Origin of the sequence: Bacillus atrophaeus, from assembly GCF_001584335.1 — a bacterium.
GTDB classification, from domain to species: domain Bacteria; phylum Bacillota; class Bacilli; order Bacillales; family Bacillaceae; genus Bacillus; species Bacillus atrophaeus.
The window spans coordinates 159,176-184,312 of sequence record NZ_LSBB01000001.1; the positions used below are offsets into that span (position 1 = coordinate 159,176).

The 25,137-nt window shown below is 42.9% G+C and carries 21 protein-coding genes and 1 pseudogene; 15 read left to right on the top strand and 7 right to left on the bottom strand.

Annotated features, from left to right (window positions below):
* Nucleotides 1–31: 31 nt before the first annotated feature.
* From AXI57_RS00775 to AXI57_RS00795, 5 genes are all read left to right on the top strand, one after another.
* Nucleotides 32–877, top strand: coding sequence for a DUF1206 domain-containing protein (locus AXI57_RS00775; RefSeq protein WP_081112731.1), 846 nt, complete (start codon nt 32–34; stop codon nt 875–877).
* Between the two features lie 142 nt (nt 878–1,019).
* On the top strand, nt 1,020–1,958 hold the full coding sequence (locus AXI57_RS00780; RefSeq protein ID WP_061668958.1) for a sugar-binding transcriptional regulator: 939 nt from the start codon (nt 1,020–1,022) through the stop codon (nt 1,956–1,958).
* A gap of 102 nt (nt 1,959–2,060) precedes the next feature.
* A complete protein-coding gene (gene deoC / locus AXI57_RS00785) occupies nt 2,061–2,729 on the top strand; it encodes a deoxyribose-phosphate aldolase (RefSeq protein ID WP_061572060.1) in 669 nt (222 codons plus the stop codon).
* 103 nt (nt 2,730–2,832) lie between these two features.
* Nucleotides 2,833–4,014, top strand: a complete 1,182-nt coding sequence (locus AXI57_RS00790; protein WP_010790428.1) for a NupC/NupG family nucleoside CNT transporter — start codon at nt 2,833–2,835, stop codon at nt 4,012–4,014.
* A gap of 28 nt (nt 4,015–4,042) precedes the next feature.
* Nucleotides 4,043–5,344 (top strand): pyrimidine-nucleoside phosphorylase, encoded by a 1,302-nt coding sequence (locus AXI57_RS00795; protein WP_010790427.1) that lies wholly within the window; start codon nt 4,043–4,045, stop codon nt 5,342–5,344.
* 40 nt (nt 5,345–5,384) lie between these two features.
* Here the strand turns inward: AXI57_RS00795 and AXI57_RS00800 are convergent, their stop codons facing one another.
* From AXI57_RS00800 to hutP, 6 genes are all read right to left on the bottom strand, one after another.
* The gene (locus AXI57_RS00800; RefSeq protein ID WP_206699609.1) at nt 5,385–6,773 is read right to left on the bottom strand and encodes an amino acid permease; all 1,389 of its coding nucleotides are present in this window, start codon (nt 6,771–6,773) and stop codon (nt 5,385–5,387) included.
* Nucleotides 6,774–6,874: 101 nt separating this feature from the next.
* On the bottom strand, nt 6,875–7,849 hold the full coding sequence (gene hutG, locus AXI57_RS00805; RefSeq protein WP_061668959.1) for a formimidoylglutamase: 975 nt from the start codon (nt 7,847–7,849) through the stop codon (nt 6,875–6,877).
* On the bottom strand, nt 7,842–9,107 hold the full coding sequence (hutI, locus tag AXI57_RS00810; protein WP_061668960.1) for an imidazolonepropionase: 1,266 nt from the start codon (nt 9,105–9,107) through the stop codon (nt 7,842–7,844). The genes hutG and hutI overlap by 8 nt, the downstream gene beginning before the upstream one ends.
* Before the next feature lie 12 nt (nt 9,108–9,119).
* A complete protein-coding gene (gene hutU, locus AXI57_RS00815; RefSeq protein ID WP_061668961.1) occupies nt 9,120–10,778 on the bottom strand; it encodes a urocanate hydratase in 1,659 nt (552 codons plus the stop codon).
* A 13-nt stretch (nt 10,779–10,791) separates the two neighbouring features.
* A complete protein-coding gene (hutH, locus tag AXI57_RS00820; RefSeq protein WP_061572066.1) occupies nt 10,792–12,312 on the bottom strand; it encodes a histidine ammonia-lyase in 1,521 nt (506 codons plus the stop codon).
* 112 nt (nt 12,313–12,424) lie between these two features.
* Entirely contained in the window at nt 12,425–12,871 is a 447-nt protein-coding gene (gene hutP, locus AXI57_RS00825; protein ID WP_003326246.1) for a hut operon transcriptional regulator HutP, read from the bottom strand.
* A gap of 394 nt (nt 12,872–13,265) precedes the next feature.
* On the opposite strand from hutP, the gene AXI57_RS00830 reads away from it, so the two are divergent.
* From AXI57_RS00830 to AXI57_RS00840, 3 genes are all read left to right on the top strand, one after another.
* Nucleotides 13,266–14,684: an arabinan endo-1,5-alpha-L-arabinosidase AbnB gene (locus AXI57_RS00830; RefSeq protein WP_061668962.1), complete on the top strand. Its 1,419-nt coding sequence runs from the start codon at nt 13,266–13,268 to the stop codon at nt 14,682–14,684.
* 184 nt (nt 14,685–14,868) lie between these two features.
* Nucleotides 14,869–15,219 carry a hypothetical protein gene (locus AXI57_RS00835; RefSeq protein ID WP_061668963.1) on the top strand — a complete coding sequence of 117 codons (351 nt, stop codon included), beginning with the start codon at nt 14,869–14,871 and terminating at the stop codon, nt 15,217–15,219.
* A 114-nt stretch (nt 15,220–15,333) separates the two neighbouring features.
* Nucleotides 15,334–16,959, top strand: coding sequence for an AlwI family type II restriction endonuclease (locus tag AXI57_RS00840; RefSeq protein WP_061668964.1), 1,626 nt, complete (start codon nt 15,334–15,336; stop codon nt 16,957–16,959).
* A 135-nt stretch (nt 16,960–17,094) separates the two neighbouring features.
* On the opposite strand, the gene AXI57_RS00845 is transcribed toward AXI57_RS00840, so the two are convergent.
* Nucleotides 17,095–18,201, bottom strand: a complete 1,107-nt coding sequence (locus AXI57_RS00845; RefSeq protein WP_061668965.1) for a DNA cytosine methyltransferase — start codon at nt 18,199–18,201, stop codon at nt 17,095–17,097.
* Between the two features lie 155 nt (nt 18,202–18,356).
* On the opposite strand from AXI57_RS00845, the gene AXI57_RS00850 reads away from it, so the two are divergent.
* The 7 genes and pseudogenes from AXI57_RS00850 (at nt 18,357) to AXI57_RS00880 (ending at nt 25,135) form a co-directional block, all read left to right on the top strand.
* The gene (locus AXI57_RS00850) at nt 18,357–18,785 is read left to right on the top strand and encodes a very short patch repair endonuclease (protein WP_061668966.1); all 429 of its coding nucleotides are present in this window, start codon (nt 18,357–18,359) and stop codon (nt 18,783–18,785) included.
* Nucleotides 18,786–19,151: 366 nt separating this feature from the next.
* On the top strand, nt 19,152–19,568 hold the full coding sequence (locus tag AXI57_RS00855) for a YwqH-like family protein (protein WP_081112732.1): 417 nt from the start codon (nt 19,152–19,154) through the stop codon (nt 19,566–19,568).
* A complete protein-coding gene (locus AXI57_RS00860) occupies nt 19,510–19,779 on the top strand; it encodes a YwqI/YxiC family protein (protein ID WP_061668967.1) in 270 nt (89 codons plus the stop codon). Before AXI57_RS00855 ends, AXI57_RS00860 begins: the two co-directional genes overlap by 59 nt.
* Nucleotides 19,780–19,798: 19 nt before the next feature.
* A pseudogene (locus AXI57_RS22430) lies at nt 19,799–20,570 on the top strand (ribonuclease YeeF family protein); the annotation flags it as partial.
* An 864-nt stretch (nt 20,571–21,434) separates the two neighbouring features.
* Nucleotides 21,435–21,962, top strand: a complete 528-nt coding sequence (locus AXI57_RS20570; RefSeq protein WP_081112734.1) for a DUF2247 family protein — start codon at nt 21,435–21,437, stop codon at nt 21,960–21,962.
* 1,033 nt (nt 21,963–22,995) lie between these two features.
* The gene (locus AXI57_RS00875; RefSeq protein ID WP_061668968.1) at nt 22,996–23,928 is read left to right on the top strand and encodes a DMT family transporter; all 933 of its coding nucleotides are present in this window, start codon (nt 22,996–22,998) and stop codon (nt 23,926–23,928) included.
* The gene (locus AXI57_RS00880; protein WP_061668969.1) at nt 23,885–25,135 is read left to right on the top strand and encodes an ATP-grasp domain-containing protein; all 1,251 of its coding nucleotides are present in this window, start codon (nt 23,885–23,887) and stop codon (nt 25,133–25,135) included. Before AXI57_RS00875 ends, AXI57_RS00880 begins: the two co-directional genes overlap by 44 nt.
* Nucleotides 25,136–25,137 lie beyond the last annotated feature (2 nt).

A 25,137-nucleotide genomic window follows, 5' to 3' on the forward strand; every position in this document is an offset into this window, starting at 1 on the left:
AGTAAGCAAGTTTCCGAGAAAAGAGGGTTGGATGATCATGAATGCGAAAGAAAAAACAAAGCAGGGCGCTTCGAAAGTGAAGGATGAGTCAAAGCCTTGGGTAAGGCGTTTTGGAAGGATTGGCTATTTTTCATTCGGAGGTGTATTTATCTTGCTCGGCATTCTGGCCTTTATGGCTGCCATCGGAGCCGGCGGTGACACGGAGGATTCCGCCGGAGCGCTTCAATCTTTGGCGCGTATGCCGTTTGGGTCGGTCTTGCTTTGGCTGATCGGTATTGGATTGATTGGGTTTGTCATCTGGATGCTGCTGAGCGCGTTTAAAGATTCGGAAGGCCACGGTAAAGGGAAGCGCGGTCTTTCCCGGCGAACCGGAAATGTCATCAGCGCCGTCATATACGCGTCCATTGCCTGGAATGCCCTGCGATTTGCGTTTGACCGAGGTGACGGCAGCAGTTCAGAACAAACATGGTCTGCCTATCTATTAGCCCAGCCGTTTGGTCAATGGCTTGTCGGCCTGACAGGCGCGGGGTTTATCATTTATGGCATCGTCCAGTTTGTGAATGGCGTCCGTGCCGGTTTTATGCGTGATTTCCAAACCTCAAAAATGAATGACCAAGAAAAACGGATTGCCAGAAATACAGGGCGTGCCGGCAATATGGCGCGCGGTATCATTTTTGGTGCGATAGGCTTCTTTCTCATCAAAACAGCCATCACCTCTGACCCTGACGATACAAAAGGATTCGACGGGGCACTTGCTGAGCTGGCGCAGCAGCCGCATGGCAGAGTGATCATCGGACTTCTGGCCGGCGGGCTTATTTTATACGGAATTTACGGAATGATGAAAGGGAGATATCAATATATGGACTTCAAACGATAAGAACAAAACCTCTCCGCTTCGGCTGAGGTTTTGTTTGTATGGATGATTTGCTATGATGACTGCAGACATTAAACTTCTACAAAAAAGATCAGCTGGAATACTGGCATGCCTAACTATACAATAGGAGTTAAGGAGGTGCGGAATGGACCGGGATAAACAACAATTAAGCATAGAAGCGGCCCGGCTCTACTATCAGTCGGATTACAGCCAGCAGCAAATCGCCGAGCAGCTTAACATTTCAAGGCCTACTGTCTCCCGATTGCTGCAATATGCGAAAGAAAAAGGATACGTCCAAATTCGTGTATTGGACCCGTTTGAGGACCTGGACGCGCTCGGCACGATGCTGGAGGAGAAGTATGGATTGCTGGAAGCGCATGTTGTGTTTTCTCCTACGGCTGACTACAGGACCATTACACATTACCTGAGCCATTACGGTGCAGAATATATGCATGACGTGATTAAAGACGGCGATATCGTCGGCGTCAGCTGGGGAACGACGATGTATCAGATCGCGCAAAACATGCAGCCTAAGCATGTGAAAGGCGTTGAGGTCGTTCAGTTGAAAGGCGGAATCAGCCATTCCCGTGTGAATACATACTCATCTGAAACGATTCAGCTCTTTGCCGAGGCATTGCAGACGATGCCGAGATATCTGCCGCTGCCGGTTGTGTTTGATAACGCTGAGGTCAAAAAAATGGTGGAAAAAGACCGCCATATTGAACGGATTATTGAAATGGGCAAGCAGGCGAACGTCGCCCTGTTTACAGTGGGAACCGTTCGGGATGAGGCCTTGTTATTCAGGCTCGGCTATTTTAATGAAGAGGAAAAAGCGCTTCTCAAAAAGCTTGGCGTCGGAGATATTTGTTCTCGTTTCTTTGACGCGAACGGGGACATTTGCAGCAGCGCCATAAATGACAGGACAATCGGTGTACAATTGGCTGACTTGAGGCTCAAGGAACGATCCATTCTTGTAGCGGGCGGAAACAGAAAAATCGCCGCAATTCACGGGGCTTTGACAGGCAAATATGCCAATGTGCTGATCATCGACCAACACACAGCAAAGGCGCTGGCAGACCAATAATGCGTCCGTTTTGTGAAATATGAACAAAATTTCATTTACCAATTTACATATGTTCAAAAGTCAGTTATGCTAAAAATATCTTAAACAAAGGAAGTGCGATAAATGACTGCAAATCTAATTGATCATACAGCTTTGAAACCGCATACACAAAAAGCGGATATTGTGAAATTGATAGAAGAAGCAAAGAAATATCAATTCGCCTCCGTCTGCGTGAACCCGACGTGGGTGCAGTTAGCTGCAAAAGAACTCGCAGGTACCGGCGTTGATGTTTGTACGGTTATCGGATTTCCGCTTGGCGCCAATACGACAGAAACGAAAGCGTTTGAAACAAAGGATGCCATTTCAAAAGGAGCCACAGAAGTGGACATGGTGATTAACATCGCCGCATTAAAAGATGGGGAAAACGACTTTGTTGAAGCAGATATCCGCGGTGTCGTCGAAGCTGCTGGCGGAAAAGCTCTCGTAAAAGTTATCATTGAAACATGCCTTCTCACTGATGAAGAAAAAGAGCGCGCGTGCCGTTTAGCGGTAAAAGCAGGAGCGGATTTCGTGAAGACGTCAACAGGCTTCTCCACAGGCGGTGCAACTGCAGAAGATATCGCTTTGATGCGTAAAACGGTCGGCCCTGATATCGGCGTAAAAGCCTCAGGAGGAATCAGAACAAAAGCCGACGTTGACCAAATGACCGCAGCCGGAGCAAGCCGAATCGGTGCGAGTGCAGGTGTGTCCATTGTGAGCGGAGAGAACGGAAATAACGGAGACAACTATTAATTCAAGCTGCGATGAGCGGAAAGCGGCAAGCTTTCCGCCATATCCTTTAGCTTCATTCTGAGCATTCATTTTTGTAAGCGAATACAAATAAAGGAGAAAACATATGAAGTACTTAATTGGGATCGTCGGCTTAATTGTGATTTTGGGGATTGCCTGGCTTGCAAGCAGCGGGAAAAAAAGAGTGAAATATCGTCCGATTATCGTCATGATTATTCTTCAATTTATATTAGGCTACATTCTCCTGAATACGGGTGTCGGAAACTTTCTCGTAGGAGGCTTTGCAAAAGGGTTTGGTTACCTGTTGTTATATGCTGCTGAAGGGGTTAACTTCGTATTCGGCGGTCTCGTGAATGTGAAGGAATACTCGTTCTTCATGAGTGTTCTCCTCCCGATCGTGTTTATTTCAGCTTTGATCGGAATTCTTCAGCACTGGAGAATCCTTCCGTTTATCGTGAAATATATCGGACTCGCTCTGAGCAAGGTTAACGGAATGGGGAAGCTCGAATCCTATAATGCTGTCGCTTCAGCGATTTTGGGTCAATCGGAAGTTTTTATTTCCTTGAAAAAACAACTGGGCCTGCTGCCAAAGCAACGTCTTTACACACTGTGTGCATCAGCAATGTCCACCGTGTCGATGTCGATTGTCGGCTCTTACATGACCCTGCTTAAACCGGAATATGTGGTGACGGCGCTTGTATTGAACTTATTTGGCGGATTTATCATTGCGTCAATCATTAATCCTTATGAAGTAACGGATGAAGAGGATATGCTTGAGGTACAGGAAGAAGAAAAACAATCCTTCTTCGAAGTGCTCGGCGAGTACATTATGGATGGATTCAAGGTAGCGGTTGTCGTAGCAGCGATGCTCATCGGATTTGTAGCCATTATTGCGTTGATCAACGGCATTTTCAGCGCTGTGCTCGGTATTTCTTTCCAAGAATTGCTCGGATATGTGTTTGCGCCGTTCGCTTTCCTCGTCGGTATCCCATGGAATGAAGCCGTTAATGCCGGAAGCATTATGGCGACCAAAATGGTATCGAATGAGTTTGTTGCCATGCAGGCTCTTGCGCAGGATGGCTTAAACTTCAGCGGCCGTACACAGGCGATTGTGTCCGTGTTCCTTGTGTCATTCGCGAACTTCTCATCCATCGGAATTATCGCCGGAGCTGTAAAGGGTCTCCATGAAAAACAAGGAAACGTCGTGGCGCGCTTCGGCCTGAAATTATTATTTGGCGCTACACTCGTCAGCTTCTTAACAGCAACCGTTGTCGGACTGATTTACTGAACTTAATAGAAAAGGACTGGTGATTACAATGAGAATGGTAGATATCATCATAAAAAAACAAAACGGAAAAGAACTCACTTCGGAAGAAATTCAATTCTTCGTCAATGGTTACACGGACGGAAGCATTCCTGATTATCAGGCAAGCGCGCTCGCCATGGCGATCTTCTTCCAAGACATGACAGACCGGGAACGTGCTGATTTAACAATGGCGATGGTTAACTCTGGTGAAACGATTGATCTCTCAGCCATTGAAGGCATTAAAGTCGACAAGCACTCTACAGGAGGCGTCGGCGACACGACAACACTTGTGCTTGCACCGCTTGTCGCGGCACTCGATGTGCCAGTCGCAAAAATGTCTGGCCGCGGTCTTGGACATACCGGAGGAACAATTGACAAACTGGAAGCCATTGAAGGGTTTCACGTGGAACTGTCAAAGGACGAATTTATTAAGCTTGTGAACCGCGACAAGGTTGCCGTCATCGGCCAAAGCGGTAATTTAACACCTGCTGATAAAAAACTATATGCCCTTCGAGATGTGACTGGAACAGTTAATTCGATTCCTTTAATTGCCAGCTCAATTATGAGTAAAAAAATCGCTGCCGGAGCCGATGCCATCGTTCTTGATGTCAAAACTGGCGCAGGCGCATTCATGAAAACGGATGAAGATGCCGTGAACCTCGCAAAAGCGATGGTTCGGATCGGTAACAATGTCGGCCGCCAAACCATGGCTGTTATCTCTGATATGTCCCAGCCGCTCGGCTTTGCAATCGGAAATGCGCTTGAAGTGAAAGAAGCGATTGACACGCTCAAAGGTGAAGGCCCTGAAGACCTTCACGAGCTTGTCTTAACACTCGGCAGCCAAATGGTCGTCTTGGCGAAAAAAGCCGCTACGTTGGATGAAGCAAGAGAAAAACTGATAGAAGTCATGAAAAACGGCAAAGCCCTTGAAAAATTCAAAGACTTTCTCAAAAACCAAGGCGGCGACAGCTCAGTTGTTGATGATCCGTCAAAACTGCCGCAGGCTGCTTACAAGATTGACGTTCCTGCGAAAGAAGCGGGCGTTGTCTCCGAAATTGTCGCAGACGAAATCGGCGTCGCAGCGATGCTGTTAGGTGCAGGACGCGCGACAAAAGAAGACGACATCGACCTGGCCGTCGGTATTATGCTCCGCAAAAAAGTCGGCGACAAGGTTGAAAAAGGCGAAGCGCTGGTAACACTCTATGCCAACCGCGAGAACGTCGATCAAGTGACGGAGAAAATCTATGAGAACATACGAATCTCGGAAAAAGGAGAGGCACCGAAGCTGATCCATACGTTGATTACAGAATAAGAATAAAAAACAGCACATCTAATGGGATGTGCTGTTTTTATTAAAGAATTTCATCAACCGGATATTCTTCTTGCCCGGCTTCTTTTGTTTGATTGAGAGTTCTTTTTTTGAAAAAGTGGATGAGATAGCATAGGAGAATACACGGAATTCCGCAAAAGAGTGCGATTCTCTGGTTGGGATCAAAAGCGAGACCTATACAAGAAGCAAAACATAAGATAAGAGCGGCGATGGGAACAAGAGGATAAAGCGGTGTGCGAAAGATTAAATCGTTTACATTCCCCCCTTTTTTAAGGAAGTTTTTCCGGAATAATATTTGCGACATCGCGATGCTCATCCATACAACGACACCTGCAAATCCGGCAATCGCTACCAGCACCACATATACCGTTCCAGGCGCCACAATACTTGAAATCAGAGATAAACAGGATACGGCCATGCTGATCATTAGGGCATTAAGAGGAATGCCTTTCTTTGTGATTTTTTTAAAACGGGAGCTGATCATGTTTTCATTAGCTAAAGACCACAGCATACGGGTTGAGGCGTACAGGCCTGAATTTGCCACGGACAGTAAGGCTGTTAGAATCACAAAATTCATAATATCTGCGGCGTAAGGTATGCCGATTTCCGAAAATACTGCTACAAACGGGCTTTCAATCACTCCGGCTTCTTTCCATGAAATCAGCCCGGATAAGACGAAGATGGCGCCTATGAAAAAAATAACTGTTCTCCAAGCAACATTTCGAATCGATCGCGGTATGTCTTTTTCTGGGTTTGCGGTTTCTCCTGCCGTGATCCCGATCAATTCTGTTCCTGAAAAGGCAAAGCTCACAGATATCATGGCGATAAATACAGCGAGAAAACCATTCGGAAACAATCCTCCATGACCTGTGAAATTTGAAAACATAGGAGCTTCAGCCGTCCCGTTTAATGAGATCAAGCCAAACATGGCGGCGCCTCCTAAAATGATAAATAAAAGGATGGTGACGATTTTTACACTGGAAAACCAAAATTCTGTTTCAGCGAATAATTTGACTGAAAACGCATTGGCTGCGAAAAGAATAGCCGCAAAAATCGTACTCCACATCCAAACGCTGCTATCAGGAAACCAGCGCTGCATAAGGATGCCGGAAGCGGTAAACTCTGAACCTACCGTGACCACCCAATTCACCCAGTACATGATGCCGACCATAAAGCCTGTAGAAGGCCCGATGAATGTTGTGGCGTACTTTTGAAAGGAACCGGTCACCGGCATGGCAACCGATAATTCACCGAGACACTGCATCACAAGATACATCATCAAGCCGCCGATTAAGTAGGCGAGGATCGTACCGCCGGGACCGGCTTGGCTTAGCGTATACCCCGTACTGAGAAAAAGCCCTGTCCCAATGACACCTCCCAATGAAATCATAAATAAGTGCCTGCTTTTCATTGTGCGTTTCAATTGCTGGCCGCTGCTTTTATGAAGATCCACTATTCGGATTCCTCCTTTTGAATGAAGTTTGTCTTACAGAAGAATGCTCCGGCAGCCATTTATATCTGCCGGAGATCAAGTTGACGGGCGAGTTTAATTCCTTTTAATGCGTGCAGCATCACGTGCGCTGCGGCTCTGCTGGTCATGTCTCGAAAATCGAGGGTAGGATCGACCTCAACGATTTCAATCCCGGCGACACGCGGATCTTGTGCTATATACCTGACAGCTTGAAGTAATTCGTCAGTATATAAGCCCCCGGGACCGATTGCCGGACAGCCCGGTGCATGGGATTGGTCCAAAACATCCATATCAACCGATATAAAAATTGAGTCTGTTCTGCTTTTAACGGTGTCCAAGACGTCTTTAATGGTTGGGACAAGCCCTTTTTCACGAATCATTCCCATCGTATGTATGTCCACGTTATGTTTCTTGGCGTATTCTTCATACGACAAGCTGTTGCTGAACTCTCTGATGCCCAGCTGAATCAGGTTTTGGCCTTCAATGATGTCTTCATCCAATAGCCGGCGGAAGGGAGTGCCGTTTGTCGGCCCTCCGTCTTCCGTATTACGAACGTCATGGTGGGCATCAAATTGAAAAACGGCTGTTGTCCCTTTCAATTGTGCGATTGCTTTTATGGTGGAATAGCTGATGGAATTATCTCCCCCAAGTATAAGCGGCACCCAATCAGGGTGATCAGTAAGCAGTTCACTCATGGTGTGATAGATTTGCTCGTGTGATTTTACAATATCAGTCACATGAATATCGATATCCCCCAGGTCATAAAGAAGGTCTGATATGACATGTTCTCCAAGCTCCGCAGAATAGGCGGATGTACTGCCTAGAGCCTGGCGGATTGTGCCGGGGGCAAAAGAAGCTCCGGAATGGCTGATGGATGATTTAGAAAGGGGGACGCCTATCAGCGCCGGCCCCTTAATGACCTGGCCGTCCCATTTTTTCGTCAGGTCACTCATTTTGGTTACATCTCGATCTTTGAACGGTGAGCCGGCCTCTTTGAGAAAAGGATATTTATCCAAGAACTGCTCCCTCCCTGCTGATAACCAATTTGCCGTCTTTTATGACTTGATGCACGTGATTTACTCCATAGTGATACGGGATGTACATGTAATTCGGCGCTTCCCAGATGACGAGATCGGCTGTGCGTCCGGTTTTGAGCTGCCCCGCTTCTTCTCCTTTTCCAATGGCATATGCGGCATTGACTGTTACCGCATGCCATATTTCTTCAGCGGTCATTTTCAGATGAAGCGCGGCAATCGACATAATCAGCTGGATATTCTCAGTCGGTGAGCTGCCCGGGTTAAAGTCCGTTGCCAAGCTGACACGTACACCCGCATCAATCATGTCTCTTGCTCTGGCATATGTGTGTTTGCCAAGGTAAAACGTTGTGCCCGGCAAGAGGACGGCGATGGTTCCTGATTCAGCCATTTGCTGTATGCCTTCATCTGAGGCGCCCACCAAATGATCGGCTGAGACAGCTCTAAGCTCAGCTGCCAATTCAGCACCGCCCAGCGGATCAATTTCATCAGCGTGGATTTTTAATCCAAACCCCGCTTCAGCCGCTTTTTTTAAATAACGGCGGGATTGGCTGACTGTAAAAACGCCCGTTTCTGTAAAAATATCAGCAAATGCAGCGAGCTCTTTCTCTTTTATTTCCGGCAAGAGCTCCAGCATCCGATCCAAAAATTCATCAGGGCTGTCCTTATCTTCAGGAGGAATGGCATGCGCCCCCATGAACGTGGAAACAAGGTCAATGGGCTGGCTCTCATGCAGTTTTTTTGCCACGTGCAATTGTTTGAACTCTGTTTCTTTCTCCAAGCCGTAGCCGCTTTTCACTTCAGCCGTCGTTGTGCCGTAGGACAGCATTCTTTTCAGGTGAAAATGCCCTTTTTGCAGCAGCTCTTCCTCCGAAGCCTCCCTGGTATGTTTGACAGTGGACAAAATACCGCCGCCCTGCGACAGAATGTCCAAATAAGACATGCCCTGAATCTTAAGATTCAACTCTTTTTCCCGAGATCCTCCAAACACAAGGTGGGTATGCGGATCGACAAGTCCCGGCGTAACAAGCCTTCCCCCGCAGTCAATGATGTCGGCTGCCGCGTATTCGGCTTCAGCCCCTTTTTTTCCGGCAAATACAATTTTCTGATTGTCGATGCCGACGACAGCGTCCTCTATCACATGAAGATCCTGCATGCTCTTACCCGTGCGGGGACCGCTGCTTTCCATCGTTAAAAGCTGTCCAATATTAATGAGAATCGTATCAATTTGTCTTGCCATGTCATCACTCCTTTATTTTTGCATCGGCACGATAATGTCCTGTTTTTTCGCTACTTCCACGGCACGCTCATATCCCGCGTCCGCATGGCGTATAATGCCCATTCCAGGATCACTTGTTAAGACCCGGGCGAGCCGTTCGTCGGCGAGCTCACTTCCATCGGCTACCGCCACCATACCGGCGTGAAGAGAATATCCCATTCCGACGCCGCCGCCATGATGGAAGGAAACCCAGCTTGCACCTGCAGCCGTGTTCACAAGCGCATTGAGAACAGCCCAATCGCCGACAGCGTCACTCCCGTCTTTCATCGCTTCTGTTTCTCGGTTTGGAGAGGCAACAGACCCGCAGTCCAAATGGTCTCTTCCGATGACGACAGGCGCTTTTAGTTCCCCATTTCGAACCAATTCGTTAATGGCAAGGCCCATCTTTTTCCGTTCTCCGTATCCAAGCCAGCAAATACGCGACGGTAAGCCTTGGAATGCGACTTTTTCCTGCGCCATATTGATCCAGCGGTGCAGCGCTTCATTTTGCGGGAACAGTTCTTTCAATAACGCATCAGTACGGTAAATGTCTTCCGGGTCGCCGGAAAGTGCCGCCCAGCGGAACGGTCCTTTTCCCTCACAAAATAAGGGGCGGATGTATGCCGGAACAAACCCCGGAAAATCAAAAGCCTGATGCAGTCCTTCATCTTTTGCCACTTGCCGGATATTGTTGCCGTAATCAAATACAATGGAGCCCTTTTGTTGAAATGCCAGCATGGCTTCCACATGTTTTTTCATACTTTGCTTAGAGAGGCGCACGTAAAGGTCTGGATTTTCTTGCCGCAAGTGATCGGCATCATCAAGCGAATAACCTTCAGGCACATAACCGATTAACGGATCATGGGCAGACGTCTGGTCGGTGACGATATCAATGGTGACGCCGCGGTTCAGAAGGGTATGGTGAACCTCTGCCGCGTTCCCGAGAAGGGCGATGGACAGAGGCTTACCTGCTTGCTTTGCCTCTTCTGCCCACGCCAAGGCTTCTTCAATAGAGGCTGTTTTTCGATCACAATATTTTGTTTCGATTCGCTTGTCGATGCGTTTTTCATCAACCTCAACAGCGATCACAACTCCGTCATTCATCGTGACAGACAGCGGCTGGGCGCCTCCCATCCCGCCAAGTCCGGCTGTCAGCGTCAATGTCCCTTTCAAGCTTCCTCCGAAATGCTGTCTCGCAAGCTCTGCAAAAGTTTCATAGGTTCCTTGCAAAATGCCTTGTGAGCCAATGTAAATCCAGCTTCCCGCCGTCATCTGTCCGTACATCATTAAGCCTTTTTTCTCAAGCTCGTGGAAATGCTCCCAATTCGCCCATTTCGGGACAAGAACAGAATTAGCCAAAAGCACGCGCGGGGCCTGCGGATGGGTACGGAACATGCCGACGGGCTTTCCGGATTGAACGAGCAGTGTTTCGTCATTTTTTAACGTTTTCAAAGAACGTTCTATCGCGTGAAAAGCGTCCCAATCCCGCGCGGCTTTGCCGATACCGCCATAAACAATGAGGTCTTCTGGTTTCTCAGCGACATCCGGATCGAGATTGTTTCGAAGCATGCGCAACACCGCTTCTTGTTCCCATCCTAAACATTCAAGCTCTGTTCCCCGGTTGGACCGGATTGATTTTTTCACATCAGTCATAAGTTCGTCCCCCTTAGTTTGTCATCAGTTCTTGATTCTGTTGATCCGGCAAAAAAGATTCCTTTTTCAGCCAATCATTCAAATGCTCAATGTCATAAGCAAAGACACGGTCTTGCTGAATGGATGGCACGACTTTTCTCATTTCGTGAAAAAGCTGTTTTGTATAAGAAGCTGCGTTTTCTATGCCTCTGTATTCGACAGCCTGCATCGCGCAAATCGCTTCAATCGCAATCACTCTTCTCGTATTGGCAATAACTTGATAAGCATGCCTTGAAGCGATGGTTCCCATGCTGACGTGGTCTTCTTGGTTGGCGGATGACGGAATAGAATCCACACTCGCGGGATGGGCCAGTGTTTTATTTTCAGAAACAAGCGAGGCCGCGGCATACTGCATAATCATCGCGCCGGATTGCAAGCCCGGCTGAGGGCTTAAGAATGGCGGCAGATCATTCAGTTGCGGATTCACAAGCCGTTCTATTCTGCGCTCCGCAATATTAGCGAGCTCTGCTGTTGCAATCTTTAGAAAATCCATTGCAAAGGCGATCGGCTGTCCGTGAAAGTTTCCGCCTGAAATGATTTTGTCACCGTCATTGAAAATGAGCGGGTTATCTGTGGCCGCGTTCATCTCAATCTCTAATTTTTCTTTGACATAGCCTAACGTCTGCCATGTCGCACCGTGCACCTGCGGAATACAGCGCAGTGAATATGCATCCTGCACCCGCAATTCGCCTTGAGATGTCGTCAGTTTGCTGTCTGACAGGTAAAAGCGGATTCGTTCTGCCACATCAATCTGTTCCTGATAGCCGCGGGCTGAGTGAATATCTTCATCAAACGCATCCATAATTCCGCGAAGCCCTTCAATCGTTAAACTGGCAATCCGTTCTGATTGAAAGGCTAGTTTTTCAGCTTCAATGTAAGAGACGACGCCCATAGCGGTCATGGCCTGTGTGCCGTTAATCAAGGCAAGCCCTTCTTTTGACGTCAGGGTGACCGGCTGAATACCAGCTTTTTTCAACGCCTGCATCGTCGGCATCCGTTCTCCTTCAAAAAAGACCTCTCCTTGCCCGATCAGCGCAAGCGCCAGATGAGAAAGCGGAGCCAAATCCCCGCTCGCTCCAAGTGATCCCTGCTGGGGAATGACCGGATGGACACGTTTATTTAAAAACGCCAGCAAATGTTCAATCAGCTCAGCACGTACACCGGAAAACCCTTTTAACAGTGCATTCGCGCGTAAAAGCAGCATAGCTCTAGAAACAGACTCTGGAAAAGGGTCGCCGACTCCGCAGGCATGAGAAAGGATTAAATTCAGCTGCAGGGCCGCCGCATCTTCCTTTTGAATCAGTACATCACTGAATTTGCCAAAACCGGTGGTAATGCCATAGATTGTCTTTTCTTTCTGAACAATCCGTTCCACCGCTGCTCTGCTCTTTTTCACACGCTCCATGCTTTCTGCGGAAGCCGCTGCCTCTTCAAAATCAAACAGCACACGAGCTACGTCTGCCGTTGTCAGTGAGGAACCGTCTAATGTCACCATAAACCCAACTCCTTTGTCTTTACTTTGATAAAGCGCCCATACAAAAAGGGGCTATGCTGTGAAAATCTGATTTCACGCATAGCCCCCTATCGTCTAAGATCTATGGGCTGTTTCATATGTGATTAATTCCTACGCCGAATGTTTCATGCTCAAGTCCCTTAATCGGCGCTCCGATCGTTCCGTAAAGCGAGACGGCAATCCAATCGCCTTCCGCTTCACTTTCATAAGGATTTCCTCTCAGAACGGCGAATCTCAAACCGACCGTCCGAAGCAGCGATCCAAGCAGCATCTCACCCCTTGTCACACCATGTAAGGCCTCCATCGTCGCATGATAAAGCGCATGCGATTCACGATAACCCTCTGACTGAATGACACCGCCTTTTTTGGAAGCGGTTTCAATTGCGGCTACTACCTTATGCGCATCCATTGAGCCTACCTTCCCGAGACAGACTTTCCAGCCATCTCGCTCAAGCTCTCCGACCCGCTTACTTTCTTCAGACTCATTGAGCAGAAGAAGAACAGACAGTCGGCCGATGCGGCGTTCTTTGTGTAATGTCATATATGAATCACTCAATTCTGAAATATTCTGATAACTAGTAACTGAGTTTTATATTAAGTGTTTATTTCGCAGAAGTCAAAAGGTTTTTTACATTCTTTAGCACGGTAGATTGGTATCGTGATATAGAATTTTCACAATACAACATTCCAAACGACAGCAGCATCTACGAACTGATCCATGACCCCGAGATTGGCACCATTCTGATCTGACCGTTTCTGAAGTTCATGCGGAGCTTACAATAGCCGCGCTGGAATCATCTATCCGTTTGAATTCGAAAACATCCGGCCGCGATGACGGAGCCGGATGTTTTATTCATATCGATTTCATTCGTATCATAAGATGGGATGTTGTGATTAGTCTTTTATAGTTTGGAAAAAGAGAGGAGAACGTACATATGAGCAGCCGCTTGTTTCGTTTATGTTTCATAACTGCCATTTTCATCGCATTCACCTTGCCAAGCGCCGCACAAGCACAGGAAGCTGAAAAACCGGTTTTTAAAGAAGTAAGCGTCCATGACCCTTCAGTAATTCAGACAGATGGGACCTTTTACGTATTCGGCTCCCATTTAGCCTCCGCCAAATCAAAGAACCTCATGCAATGGCAGCAGTTGACCACAAGTGTAACTAACAAGAATCCTCTCATCCCGAGTGTGTATGAAGAATTAAAAGAAACCTTTGAATGGGCGCAATCCGACACCTTGTGGGCCGCGGACGTCACGCAGCTGGCAGACGGCAAATATTACATGTACTACAACGCCTGCCGCGGAGATTCACCAAGATCGGCAATGGGTGTTGCCGTCGCTGACAACATCGAAGGCCCCTACAAAAACAAAGGCATCTTTCTGAAATCAGGCATGGATGGCACAAGCAATGACGGCACTCCATATGACGCAACCAAACATCCAAATGTCGTCGACCCCCATACCTTTTTCGACAAGGACGGCAAGCTATGGATGGTCTACGGCTCCTACTCAGGCGGTATTTTCATCCTGGAAATGAATCCAAAAACAGGCTTCCCGCTCCCTGGACAGGGCTACGGCAAAAAACTGCTCGGCGGCAACCACAGCAGAATCGAAGGCCCATATATCCTCTACAATCCAGACACAAAATACTACTACATGTATCTATCATTTGGAGGGCTTGACGCAACAGGCGGCTACAACATGCGCGTCGTCCGCTCCAAAAAACCAGACGGTCCGTATTATGACGCAGAGGGCAACCCAATGATTGATGTCCGAGGCAAAGAAGGCACATTCTTCGATGATCGCTCCATTGAGCCGTACGGCGTCAAACTCATGGGCAGCTATTCATTTGAAACAGAAACTGAAAAAGGAGCGGGCTACGTCTCACCAGGCCACAACTCAGCCTATTATGACCAAAAAACCGGCCGCTCATATTTAATCTTTCACACGCGATTCCCAGACAGAGGTGAAGAACACGAAGTCAGAGTCCACCAGATGTTCATGAACAAAGACGGCTGGCCGGTAGTGGCGCCATATCGATACGCAGGTGAAACACTGAAAAAAGTAAAACAAAAAGACATCACAGGAACATATAAACTCATCCAGCACGGAAAAGACATCTCAGCCGACATCAAAAAAACCATCAACATCCAGCTCAACAAAAACCACACCATTTCCGGGGAAATGACCGGGACTTGGGAGAAGACTGGGAAGAATACAGCTGAACTCACATTAGCCGGCAAAGCGTATAGCGGAGTATTTTTACGCCAGTGGGATTCGGTGAGAGAGAAGAATGTGATGACATTTAGTGTGTTGAGTGGCAGCGGTGAGGCTTTTTGGGGGAGTGAATAGATAACTATAATTTAATCTAAAAGAGCCCTTTTTATTAAAAAGGGCTCTTTTAGATTTATTTTTAAAAAATCGAAAGTATCTCAACAGAATATTACTCTGTAGAGTATATTAAGAGTCGAAAAGTTGTATTATGATATTGATATGAATTTTTTAGTATAAAATCCAATATTTAAAAGAGGTGTTTATGAGTACAGAAACTCTTCAAAAATTTTTTGAGAAAGTTATCGCAAAGAAAATTTTAGATAATATAGACAGTGTTTTATTACGTGAAGACATTAAACAAACGCAGTTGAGTATTCGAACAGGCAAAAGCGACAACGCATTTAACAAAATGCTTAACGAAATGAAGATTCCTAAATTAACAACGATTCTAAGGTATCTTAGGTCTTTAAATGAAATACTAAGAGAAAGAAATAGAAAAGAAATAACATTAGAACAATTTATTGATGATGAAGTTTTAGAGATTATTAAAGTTACAAATAATATTGCAGATGCAGATATAACTATTTTTTTAGAGACAATAAAAACCTTTTAAAAAGCACAATATATTATTTTGAAATATTAAAGAAGAAAAAAAAAGATAAGTGCTGAAGAAGAAAAGATATATAAAGAAATAAAAGGATTATAAGAAAGAGATGGGGAATGTTAAGTGGCTTCTGAGAGGTTAGTATGGTTTATTACAAGGCCTGAAAGGGACCCTAAATTTCATCAAGATGCTATAGAAGCACTTTATGAGGCAACTGAGAAACTTGCGTTAACATGGACGGGGAATCGTGAGGTCCATAAAATGTTTGAACAAGTTCTTGCTGATAAAGGTGTAAAAAGACAAAATATAAGCACTGACGGTTCCGGAGGAAGAACATGGATGGCAATGCTGAGAACCTTTGCTTATTGTTATTTAGATGATAACGGAAAAATTAGATTTACAAAATCGGGAAAAGCTATATTAGAAAATAGAGATGTTTACTTAAATATTCGTAAACAGATACTAACCCTTCAATATCCTAATGCTTATTTTTTAGAAAAAGGATTTAGACCAAAGTTCAGTGAGAATTTCCAATTGCGACCGGTTAGATTTTTGGTAAAAGTTGCGAATCAAGGAGTTCTGAATTATTATCTAACAAAAGAAGAAATTACTTACTTTGTAATGACTGCTCAAAAAGATGATCAAGTAGAAGAAGTTACTGATAAAATTGTCAGTTTTCGTGAAGCTGACAAAGAAGAACAAGAAAAGATGAAACAGTTAATAGCTGAAAAGTGTGATCATAGAGAAAGGTCTGATAAAGGAGCACGTGATTTTAATACAGCTCATTCAGATGTTGCTCATACCTTTATGCTCATAAGTGAATATACAGGATTGGTCGAATATATTAGAGGGAAAGCGCTAATTGTTGAAAGCAGCAAAAGAGAACAGCTCAATAAAGAGATGGATTTATTGGATATTAAATATCCTTTCAATAAACGTTATCTAATTTCTTTGCAAAGAATGGCTGAGAATAATGGACTTGATATAAATAGCTACAAAGCGAGTAGTTTAAATGACATAAAACCTGCTACAAATATGAAAAAAACCGAAAAAAAGATACAATCAATCCTCAAAAATATACCAGAACCAAAATCACTAAGCAAGGAAGAACTGATAGGTGTTTTAAATAAAGTATTACCGCCGCGTGATTCAAAAAATATTGCTGAAGATATTCTTTCGAAAGATGAATATAAAACGTTAAATATAGATTTTGTTGAAAGTTATATAAAAGAGACAAATGATCTGCTATTTGAGGATAAGACAGGTGAGATTTTTAAAGCTCTTGGATTTACTGTAACAATGCACCCCAAAGCACTTAATAATGAAAGAACTGAGATAGATTTATTAATTAGTTATGACAATTTTTTTGGAATAATTGATGCAAAAAGATATAAAGGAAAATTCACCTTGAGTGCATCTTTTGCTTCCCATATGGCATCCGAATATATACCGAATTATAAAGGATATGATAATAAAGATATGATGTTCTATGGTTATGTTACAGCAGCTGATGAATTTAGAGGTGTCAAGAATTTAGATAAGATCAATAAATTGACTGCAAGAAATCTTCAGGGGTTTTCTATCAATGGTATTTTACTAAATGCAAAAACTTTACTAGGATTACTTGATTTTTGTATAGAAAATGATTTACCTCCGCAAAAAAGAGTAAAGATTTTTATGAATGCGGTAAAAAATAAAAGTTATTCTTCAATTGAACAGCTTCTAACAGAAATAGATCAGATTGACTAGGAGAGTGAATTAAATATGTACATTGAAATAGAGAACTTTAAGCTATCTATAACTCCTGCATTTATCTCCATACTTACGGTTGCAGCAATTTTATTTTTAAAGTAAAAAAGAAGCAGAATCGTTTTGCGATTCTGCTTACACCATATATGGAACTTGTTCTTCTTTAATTAGTTCTTCGTAAGTCCACTTGGATTTGATTGAATCATACTCAATACCTGCAAATGTTTTTAAGATTGATTCACCTATAATTTTAGCTGCTCTAGGTGGTACAGCCATTCCAATTTGCTGTCTTACTTTTTCTTTTTTTCCTTCAAAAACAAAGTGATCCGGAAAGGTTTGAAGGCGAGCCCGTTCTCTATTGGTTAACGCTCTGGGTTCTTCCCAGTGATAAACGTGTGTACCGCCGCCTCCACTGCCAGTTACTGTGTAAGAAGGTTCATCTGGGTGAAGTCTTTTATAAATCTGGCTCATTCGGGCACCTTTAACTTTTAAACGCAATTCTTCAGGGATTCCTTCATACCAAGCATTTTTGCCGGGTGGAATATAGTTCAACATTTCAATCGTTTTAGGATTGTGTTTTGTGCGTTCATGGTTTTCTGTAAAATCAAGAATCGGAGGATTATAAAGAGCCTCTTTTGCAGTAACATATTTATCTGGTGTAGTTGGTGCTGGTACTTTAAATACTACATCTTGATCTTTTCTAATACCAACTATTATGATACGGTGCCTTTTTTGAGGAACACCATATTCTTCAAATTTATATAAATGGGGTGTTAATTGATAACCCAGTCCAGCATCGGCTAGTTCTTTTAATATTTGTATAAAGGCTTTTCCCTCATTTGCACTTTGCAGTCCGCCCACATTTTCAGCTATAAAAAACTTAGGGTTGTGATAATTAAGAACTTTGACACCATAAGAATAAAGCGGACCGTAGTCACCGCTCATTCCTTTATGTTCCCCTACTATACTGTAATCATTACACGGGAATCCAAACGCTAAAGCATCTATCGGCGGGAGGCTTTCAATATCAAGTTCCTGAATAGGACCTTCAATTACACTAGAGCCATCTATGTTTTGACAAATATTTCGTCTATATGTTTTGCAAGCTGATTCATCATAATCATTAGACCATTCGTGTTTAATTTTATATTCATTACCAGAATCATCAACAATACTTGCACTTGTTAAACCTAAAGCAAGTCCCCCGGGTCCGCTAAAAAGCTCTCCTTTACGGAAGATCATATAAAAACCTCCATTATTAATCTAAGTAATACATATTATAAACTATAACATATTTCTTTGCAGCAAGGGGAACATTTGTTTTTATCTTTTTATAAGATTTAAGTGAAATTAAACGGGGAAAAATGAATATTGAAAAGATGAAAGGAAGGATCCGAATGGCCGATACACATACAAAAGAACAAAGAAGGAAAAACATGCAGGCAATAAAATCAAAATCTAAATTAGAAGACAAAGCAGCTGCTGAATTATGGAGAAGAGGACTGCGTTTCAGAAGGAATGTAAAATCTCTCTTCGGAAAACCTGATATTGCAATAAAAAAATATAAAATTGTGGTCTTTATAGACTCTTGTTTTTGGCACGGTTGCGACATTCATGGAAATATGCCTAAAAGCAATAAAGAATATTGGGAGGCTAAATTAAAACGCAATAAGGTTAGAGACAGTGAGGTTACATCTTATTACAAAGAGATAGGCTGGAATATCTTAAGGCTATGGGAGCATGAATTTAAGAAAGATTTTAACAAGGCAATAGATAAAATTGAAAAGTTTATAAAAGAAGAAAAAGATGGATACTCTAAAAGATAGTAAGAGGATTATTCATCCAGCTTTAAAATGTTTTTTTATAATTCTACGTGAGAACACTATTTTTTCTCCCCTATTTAGATAGATATCCTAATTTTGTCATTTTCATTGACTGCTGGTTAACAGTGATTTGTAAATGTGCACTGTGAATCGAATGAGGTTAATTGGCCTACGTTTAAAGTCCTTCGCATGCTGAATTTTACTTAGGAGAAAATAAAACAAAAGATTATTAGACGTTTTGACTTATTCAAATCCTTTTCAAGACAAATCTTTTTACCTATTTATCCAATCTGACCCATCCTGTAATATGAAAATAGTCTGTATTGTAAAGAATTTACACAGTTTGATAGAATCACGAGGTGTTGCGGCATGCATAGGGAAATGTTGTTACATTCGGTAAACGCCGATTTACATGAAAAACAGGAACAGATCCATCAGTTAAAACGAGTGCTGCACGAAATCAGGCAAATCAAACACGAATTTTCCGAGGCTCAGCATCTCGTTCATCGGCCTCATCTTGCTTCAGATGTATGGAGAGGAACACATGCTGAGCGGTTTGATGATATTCGTGAAGGAATGAGCAAATCGTATCAGCAAATCAAAAGCGAACAAGTCAGCGGAATCATCGAAAGCATAGAAAGAAAAATTCACTCATTAGAGGGAGATATTTATTCCATAAGACGCCAAATCACAAGGAAGAAAAACATAAAAAGTGAGGTGAGCACAAATGGCACAGGAAATCAAAATGGTCTATGGAACCGTCACACAGGGACTCTCTCAGCTTAAGAGCTCAGCTGAACTCAAGTCCTCCTTGCCCGGCCATATCTCAGGCAGAAACCATTTAGATGTTGTGAAATCAATCAAACAATTGAATGAGGACATCAACAAACTCACTGAAACGTATATGTCCGTTCTGGCCAAGCATATTGCACAAACGGAAAGTGCTGTAAACGCCATGAAGGAAACAGACGAGAACCTATCATCTTCCATGAAATAAAGCACGGGAGGACACAAGATTGAAAACATTAGATGTCCACGCTCTTCACGAGGGCATTCAGCATACCATTGAAAAACTGGACAAGCAAAAACAGCAGCTGGAGAAATTGGAAAAAAGCGTAGAGCATTTTGCCGGCATGAAGGATGCGTTAAAAGGAAAAGGCGGGGACGCCATCCGGACCTTCTATGAGGAGTGCCACAAGCCTTTTTTGCTTTTCTTCGGCATGTTTATTGACGAATACAAAAAAGTGCTGAAACAAACGCAGCACCGGATTTCCTCTGTAGAATCAGATTCCCATGGCATGATTGCGGAGGCTTTTCTATCGCACGATGCCAGACACGGGATCAAGCATGCTCGAGAAGTGACAGAGCAGCTGACAGACGCAGTAAATCGCCAGACATCAGCCATCGATCACATCGTCAGCCTGCCGACAGTCAATGACACCTTTTTTCGGATGGAAACAGAGCAGGCGGAACGGCACATCACAGACACCTTACAAAAGCTCTTTCAATTTGACGGCCAGCAAACACAAGCACTAGAAACCGCAAAAACAGATTTTCAAACCATGAAAAAGTACATGGCCCAGCTGCAAACGATGTACACAGGGCCAAAGATTGAGATCACAGGATACAAAAGCGGCTCCATTTTGAAATCACAGGAAGAAGAAAACATCAACCAAACCTTCGACGCCATCAATCCGCAAATGAAACAGCCTGATGATTCACCGATGGAGTTGATGCTGAAGAAACTGGAGAAGCATAAGCAATCAAACGTCGATACTGTGATGAAGGATGATAAACAACAGAAGATCGAGCGTGAGATTTATGGTGATGACAGTAACTTGACGGTACTGCAGAAAGAAGCGGCGGCCCATCCTAAAGTCTATGGAGACATCCGCGTGATTAATGATAAACTATATAATCATAAAGGATTAAAAAAGATAGATACGATTGAAGTGATTGACGAGTTAGCAAGCGATACAGCAAGCATTGACTACGTCGGCGGCAAATATTATGTATATGAAACCGGCCAAATCGTACGAGAGTTCTACGCTGGAGGGAAAAAGCGGTTAGAAGAAGTTTCTTACATTCCAGAGGATAAAGTAGGCGGAGCTGATTCACTGGATTCATTTCTGGCTGGAACTCAGTATGAATTTATTGAATGGGTGAGTCCTCAGGGCGCTGTTAAAAAGTTGGCTATTAGAGACGGAAAACGTGTTGTCAAAACAGTTGCAAAGAATGAAATTAAGGGAGACGTTAAGAAAGTTGCTTCTAAGGGTGCGAGTAAAAATATTTCACATCCAGTACTCGATAATACCAGGTCGGGTAGTGCTTTAAAGAAACCTGATGGTCAACATGGGTTTAACGATATTATCGATAATTATACTCCGTATGCCAAAGAATTTGAAATAGTAGGTGGTGACGGAATTAAGAGGGACTTATATCAAATTGAGGGTGGGATGAAGTCCTACGATTTTAAAGATGTTTATAATAAGGATCTGAGAATTAAAGAGAGAATAACAACTATTAAAGACCAAAAGGGAATATTTGAGTGGATTGTTGATCCTGTTAAAGGAGTTACGCATAGAAGATTTATTCCTAATGGACAAATAACTGGTTCCCCAAATCAGAGACCATAAAGTTAAGGTGATTTAAATGAATGTATATGTAGACGTTTTTAATCAGTATAAAATAAAGTATGATTGGAAAACACTTTATGTGGGATTAACACTTGATCTAATAAAATATGGTGATATCACTAATTATGCGGTTGAGTTTTTATCTAGGCATCCTGAAACTAATAATCAAAATATTATCCAGCTTGCTTGGGGAGATAAAGATTTTGATTACGAGAGTTTACTCCTAAATATCTTAAAAGAGTCAAATATTGATGACTTGAATCTAGACGTCGATTCTTGGCAAGTTGAAAAAAGAAAATGGAGATTTGGTGTACTTGTTCATTTTAAAAAAATGTATCAAGAAGATTTTGAGGAGTTATTAAACCAGATTGCAGAAGTATATGCTGATTTTAATTATCCAGAAGACATGGACAGTTTTATTAATTATTTGCCTCCTAAAGATAACTTTAATCAATCAAAATACTCAAAAGAAGAGAATGTAGCTAGATTAATTAACTTATTTAATGAATTCCTGAACAAAGAACATAAATATCTACAAAATTGATATTGCATTTTGATTTTGTACCTTGATTATCACAACGATAGTAAAAGTTTTTTAATAGATAAATATAATGGTAGCTTTTTGAAAATAGTGTTATAACCAAGAAATTTTTTCTAACACCCCAGAGGATAAAGTTAGCGGAGCCAGGCCTCCGACTCATTTCTTTTCAAAACCCAATATGAATTTATCAAGTGAGTAAGTCTTCAGGATTCTGTTAAAAATGGCTGTTAGAGGCAGGAAACGTATTGTCACAGATTTGGATAAACATGTACCCGGTGTTGGTGTGTTCGAATGGATTGTTGACCCTAATAATAAAGTGACCTATACCTAGTGCGAAAAGTGACAGGAAGAAAAAACCAGTGAGGGAAATAGATAAATGTAATCAGTTCAAATAATCAAGAAAAAAGAATTTGAATGTAACTGGATTACATTTTTTATTGGTAGGCAGTTTAAATTAATTCCTTCTCTGGAAGTTACAAATTATGCGGTTAATTATCTAAAGAATAATCCTAATATTAAAGATAAGAATATCCTTGAATTGGTGTGTGAACAAACTTAAGAAAAAGCAGATGCTTTATTAGAACAAATAGTCTCTGGCAGCTTTTCTGAAGTCATGAATAGAGAGTATCATAAGTGGTTATACAGTGTTTTGAAGGATATATATAATACTATTCTGATGATAATATGTTTAGAGACATTGAAAACATTTTTTCTATGTTTAATACACCTGATCAGATGCACATTTTTTTAGAAATGAATCGGTGCATTTTATTATCCTTCCGATTTAAAATATACAGTAAAAGAATTACTCGAAGAATTTCTGGAAGATGACTTATTTAGTAAAAGAACGGCACCCAATCCGTTCTTTTTTTCTTTTTCTGACATCTATGTAAAATTTATATTGACTGAATGTTGTAAAAAAGTTATAGTATTGCTTATTAATAATAGGTGGAAAATTGATTATTTTCTGATAAATATTTACTTACTTTTGAGTGTCATTGACTACACAATCAGGGTGAAAAGGTGAAGGGGTCTTATGTCTAATCTCTTAAAGTATCGTGTGTATTTGCTTTTTTGTCTTGCGTGTTTAATAGGAGGAACGACGTGGGCTGTGCAGAAGGCGGGGTTGCAGGACAGTTTGCCGTTTTGGTCGGCGGGGATGCGGTTTTTGATCGCGAGTGTCTTGATTGCCGCTTTTCTTTTGATTCGCAAGCAATTTGTCGTGACGAAGGAATTGGTTGTTTTAGCGGTGTTAAACGGCGTTATGTATTTTTCCATCCCTTTTGGTTCAGTTTACTGGGCTTCTCAGTATTTGCCAAGCGGCTTAGTATCTATTTTAGCTGCAAGTATTTCTGTTTTTGCCCTGGTGATCAATCGAATTGTGAAGGGAACGCCCGCGACAGCCTTGCAGAAGTGGGGCATAGTGCTGGCCGTTATCGGGATGACAATTGTGTTTGGAAATCAGCTGTTTATTCAGGTAAATGTCATTGAAATTGTAGCGATGGCTGTGATTTTGTGTGCGATGGTCGGTTCTGCGTTTATTACCATTCAAGTTCAAAAAAGAATTCGGTCGCTCCCTGTTCTGAGTTTTAATTCAATATCGATGTTAAGCGGGGGGCTTATTTTATTAATCAGCAGTTTATTGATAGAAGATGGCACTCGGACGTTTTCAAGCGTCAGTTTGTATGCTGTTCTGTATTTGGCTATTGTGGGCTCCGTTTTAGGATTTTGGATCAATATCTATCTCTTGAAGCATTGGCATATCTCAAAAGCAACGTCGCACTTATTTATTTCGCCGGTCATTGCTTTATATATCGGTTTTATCTTTTTACAAGAAGCCTTAAATCTGAATATCTATATCGGAACGTTTTTTGTCATAACTGGTGTGATGTGTATCAACCTGAGAAGAGAAAGGATTAAGAAGGATGACAACGTTACAAAAACACTTAGCAATCATGTGTCAAAATAAACAATTGCCTTTTATCTTTGAAGAAGCCGAAAGCTTAGGTGTAAGGATCACTTTTTTTTATCCTGCGGCTGAGGAGCATCCGGGACATCTCCCGGCAGTTGAGCGGTGTATTCCTCTTCCTATCTTTCAAGACGAAGCGTCTTCCATGGAAATCGTCAAAAAAGCAAATGAAGACGACCATTTTGACGGGATCTTAACGCTTTTTGAACCGGCCTTAAACTTCACGGCAAAGGCGGCCGAGGAGCTCGGGCTTCGCCATTTGCCTTCACAGGTCATCGCAATTTGCCGTAATAAATATGCGACACGTCAAGTACTGAAGCGGCATCAGCTGAACACCCCTTTCTTTTATGAAATAAGTTCAGCGGCTGATATTGATGCAGGCGGGCTGAGATACCCTCTCGTTGTCAAACCGATTAATGGCTTTTCAAGCCAAGGGGTTGTCAGAGTAAATGATCAGGATCAATTGAAGGAAGCGATCAGCAAGGTAGAAGCGATTAATCAAGAAGACTTAGGAAAATTTATTCAAGGCAATAGCGGCATCATTGTCGAGCAATTTATTGACGGGCCTGAATTTGTGATTGAAACAATGTCCATTCAGGGGAAGGTTCATGTGCTTTCCATCGGTTATAAAGGAGATTGTAAGGGGCCGTTCTTTGAAGAGGGCGTCTATATTGCGCCCGCCCGTTTAGAAGAGGAAAGCCGTCTTGCGATCACAGAAGAGGTGCGGAAGGCGGTATCCGCTCTTGGCATAGACAATGGCGCGGCTCATACAGAACTTCGTCTCGATCAAAGCGGGAAGCCTTTTGTGATTGAAGTAGCCCCCCGCATAGGCGGTTCGGGCATTTCCCACTTTATTGTGAAAGAGAGCACAGGCATTAATTTTATGGAACTGATCATTCGAAATGCATTTGGGCTGTTATTTGAGGATGTGTTGGGCGGTCCGATTACGGCATCAAAAACAGTCGGCAACTACATTATTCCTGTGCAGGGGTCAGGTACTTTTGTGGAGGTTTCCGGTCTGGAAGACATTAAGCGCCGGTCTGAGGTGAAACGAGTATTCCAGTTCATTGAATCAGGCGCAGACATTTTGCCGTATCCGCATTTTTCCGGTTATCCGGGATTTATATTAACGAGCCATGATTCATATGAGGACTGTGACCGGTATTATCAAATGTTGGATAAAGAACTAACGATTCTTTATCAATAGGA

Excerpts from the sequence above, each read along its gene's own strand:
- AXI57_RS00775 (WP_081112731.1), top strand. The coding sequence starts at position 32 with ATGATCATGAATGCGAAAGAAAAAACAAAGCAGGGCGCTTCGAAAGTG.
- AXI57_RS00780 (WP_061668958.1), top strand. The coding sequence starts at position 1,020 with ATGGACCGGGATAAACAACAATTAAGCATAGAAGCGGCCCGGCTCTAC.
- deoC (WP_061572060.1), top strand. The coding sequence starts at position 2,061 with ATGACTGCAAATCTAATTGATCATACAGCTTTGAAACCGCATACACAA.
- AXI57_RS00790 (WP_010790428.1), top strand. The coding sequence starts at position 2,833 with ATGAAGTACTTAATTGGGATCGTCGGCTTAATTGTGATTTTGGGGATT.
- AXI57_RS00795 (WP_010790427.1), top strand. The coding sequence starts at position 4,043 with ATGAGAATGGTAGATATCATCATAAAAAAACAAAACGGAAAAGAACTC.
- AXI57_RS00800 (WP_206699609.1), bottom strand. The coding sequence starts at position 6,773 with ATGAAAAGCAGGCACTTATTTATGATTTCATTGGGAGGTGTCATTGGG.
- hutI (WP_061668960.1), bottom strand. The coding sequence starts at position 9,107 with ATGGCAAGACAAATTGATACGATTCTCATTAATATTGGACAGCTTTTA.
- hutU (WP_061668961.1), bottom strand. The coding sequence starts at position 10,778 with ATGACTGATGTGAAAAAATCAATCCGGTCCAACCGGGGAACAGAGCTT.
- hutH (WP_061572066.1), bottom strand. The coding sequence starts at position 12,312 with ATGGTGACATTAGACGGTTCCTCACTGACAACGGCAGACGTAGCTCGT.
- hutP (WP_003326246.1), bottom strand. The coding sequence starts at position 12,871 with ATGACATTACACAAAGAACGCCGCATCGGCCGACTGTCTGTTCTTCTT.
- AXI57_RS00830 (WP_061668962.1), top strand. The coding sequence starts at position 13,266 with ATGAGCAGCCGCTTGTTTCGTTTATGTTTCATAACTGCCATTTTCATC.
- AXI57_RS00835 (WP_061668963.1), top strand. The coding sequence starts at position 14,869 with ATGAGTACAGAAACTCTTCAAAAATTTTTTGAGAAAGTTATCGCAAAG.
- AXI57_RS00845 (WP_061668965.1), bottom strand. The coding sequence starts at position 18,201 with ATGATCTTCCGTAAAGGAGAGCTTTTTAGCGGACCCGGGGGACTTGCT.
- AXI57_RS00850 (WP_061668966.1), top strand. The coding sequence starts at position 18,357 with ATGGCCGATACACATACAAAAGAACAAAGAAGGAAAAACATGCAGGCA.
- AXI57_RS00855 (WP_081112732.1), top strand. The coding sequence starts at position 19,152 with ATGCATAGGGAAATGTTGTTACATTCGGTAAACGCCGATTTACATGAA.
- AXI57_RS00860 (WP_061668967.1), top strand. The coding sequence starts at position 19,510 with ATGGCACAGGAAATCAAAATGGTCTATGGAACCGTCACACAGGGACTC.
- AXI57_RS20570 (WP_081112734.1), top strand. The coding sequence starts at position 21,435 with ATGAATGTATATGTAGACGTTTTTAATCAGTATAAAATAAAGTATGAT.
- AXI57_RS00875 (WP_061668968.1), top strand. The coding sequence starts at position 22,996 with ATGTCTAATCTCTTAAAGTATCGTGTGTATTTGCTTTTTTGTCTTGCG.
- AXI57_RS00880 (WP_061668969.1), top strand. The coding sequence starts at position 23,885 with ATGACAACGTTACAAAAACACTTAGCAATCATGTGTCAAAATAAACAA.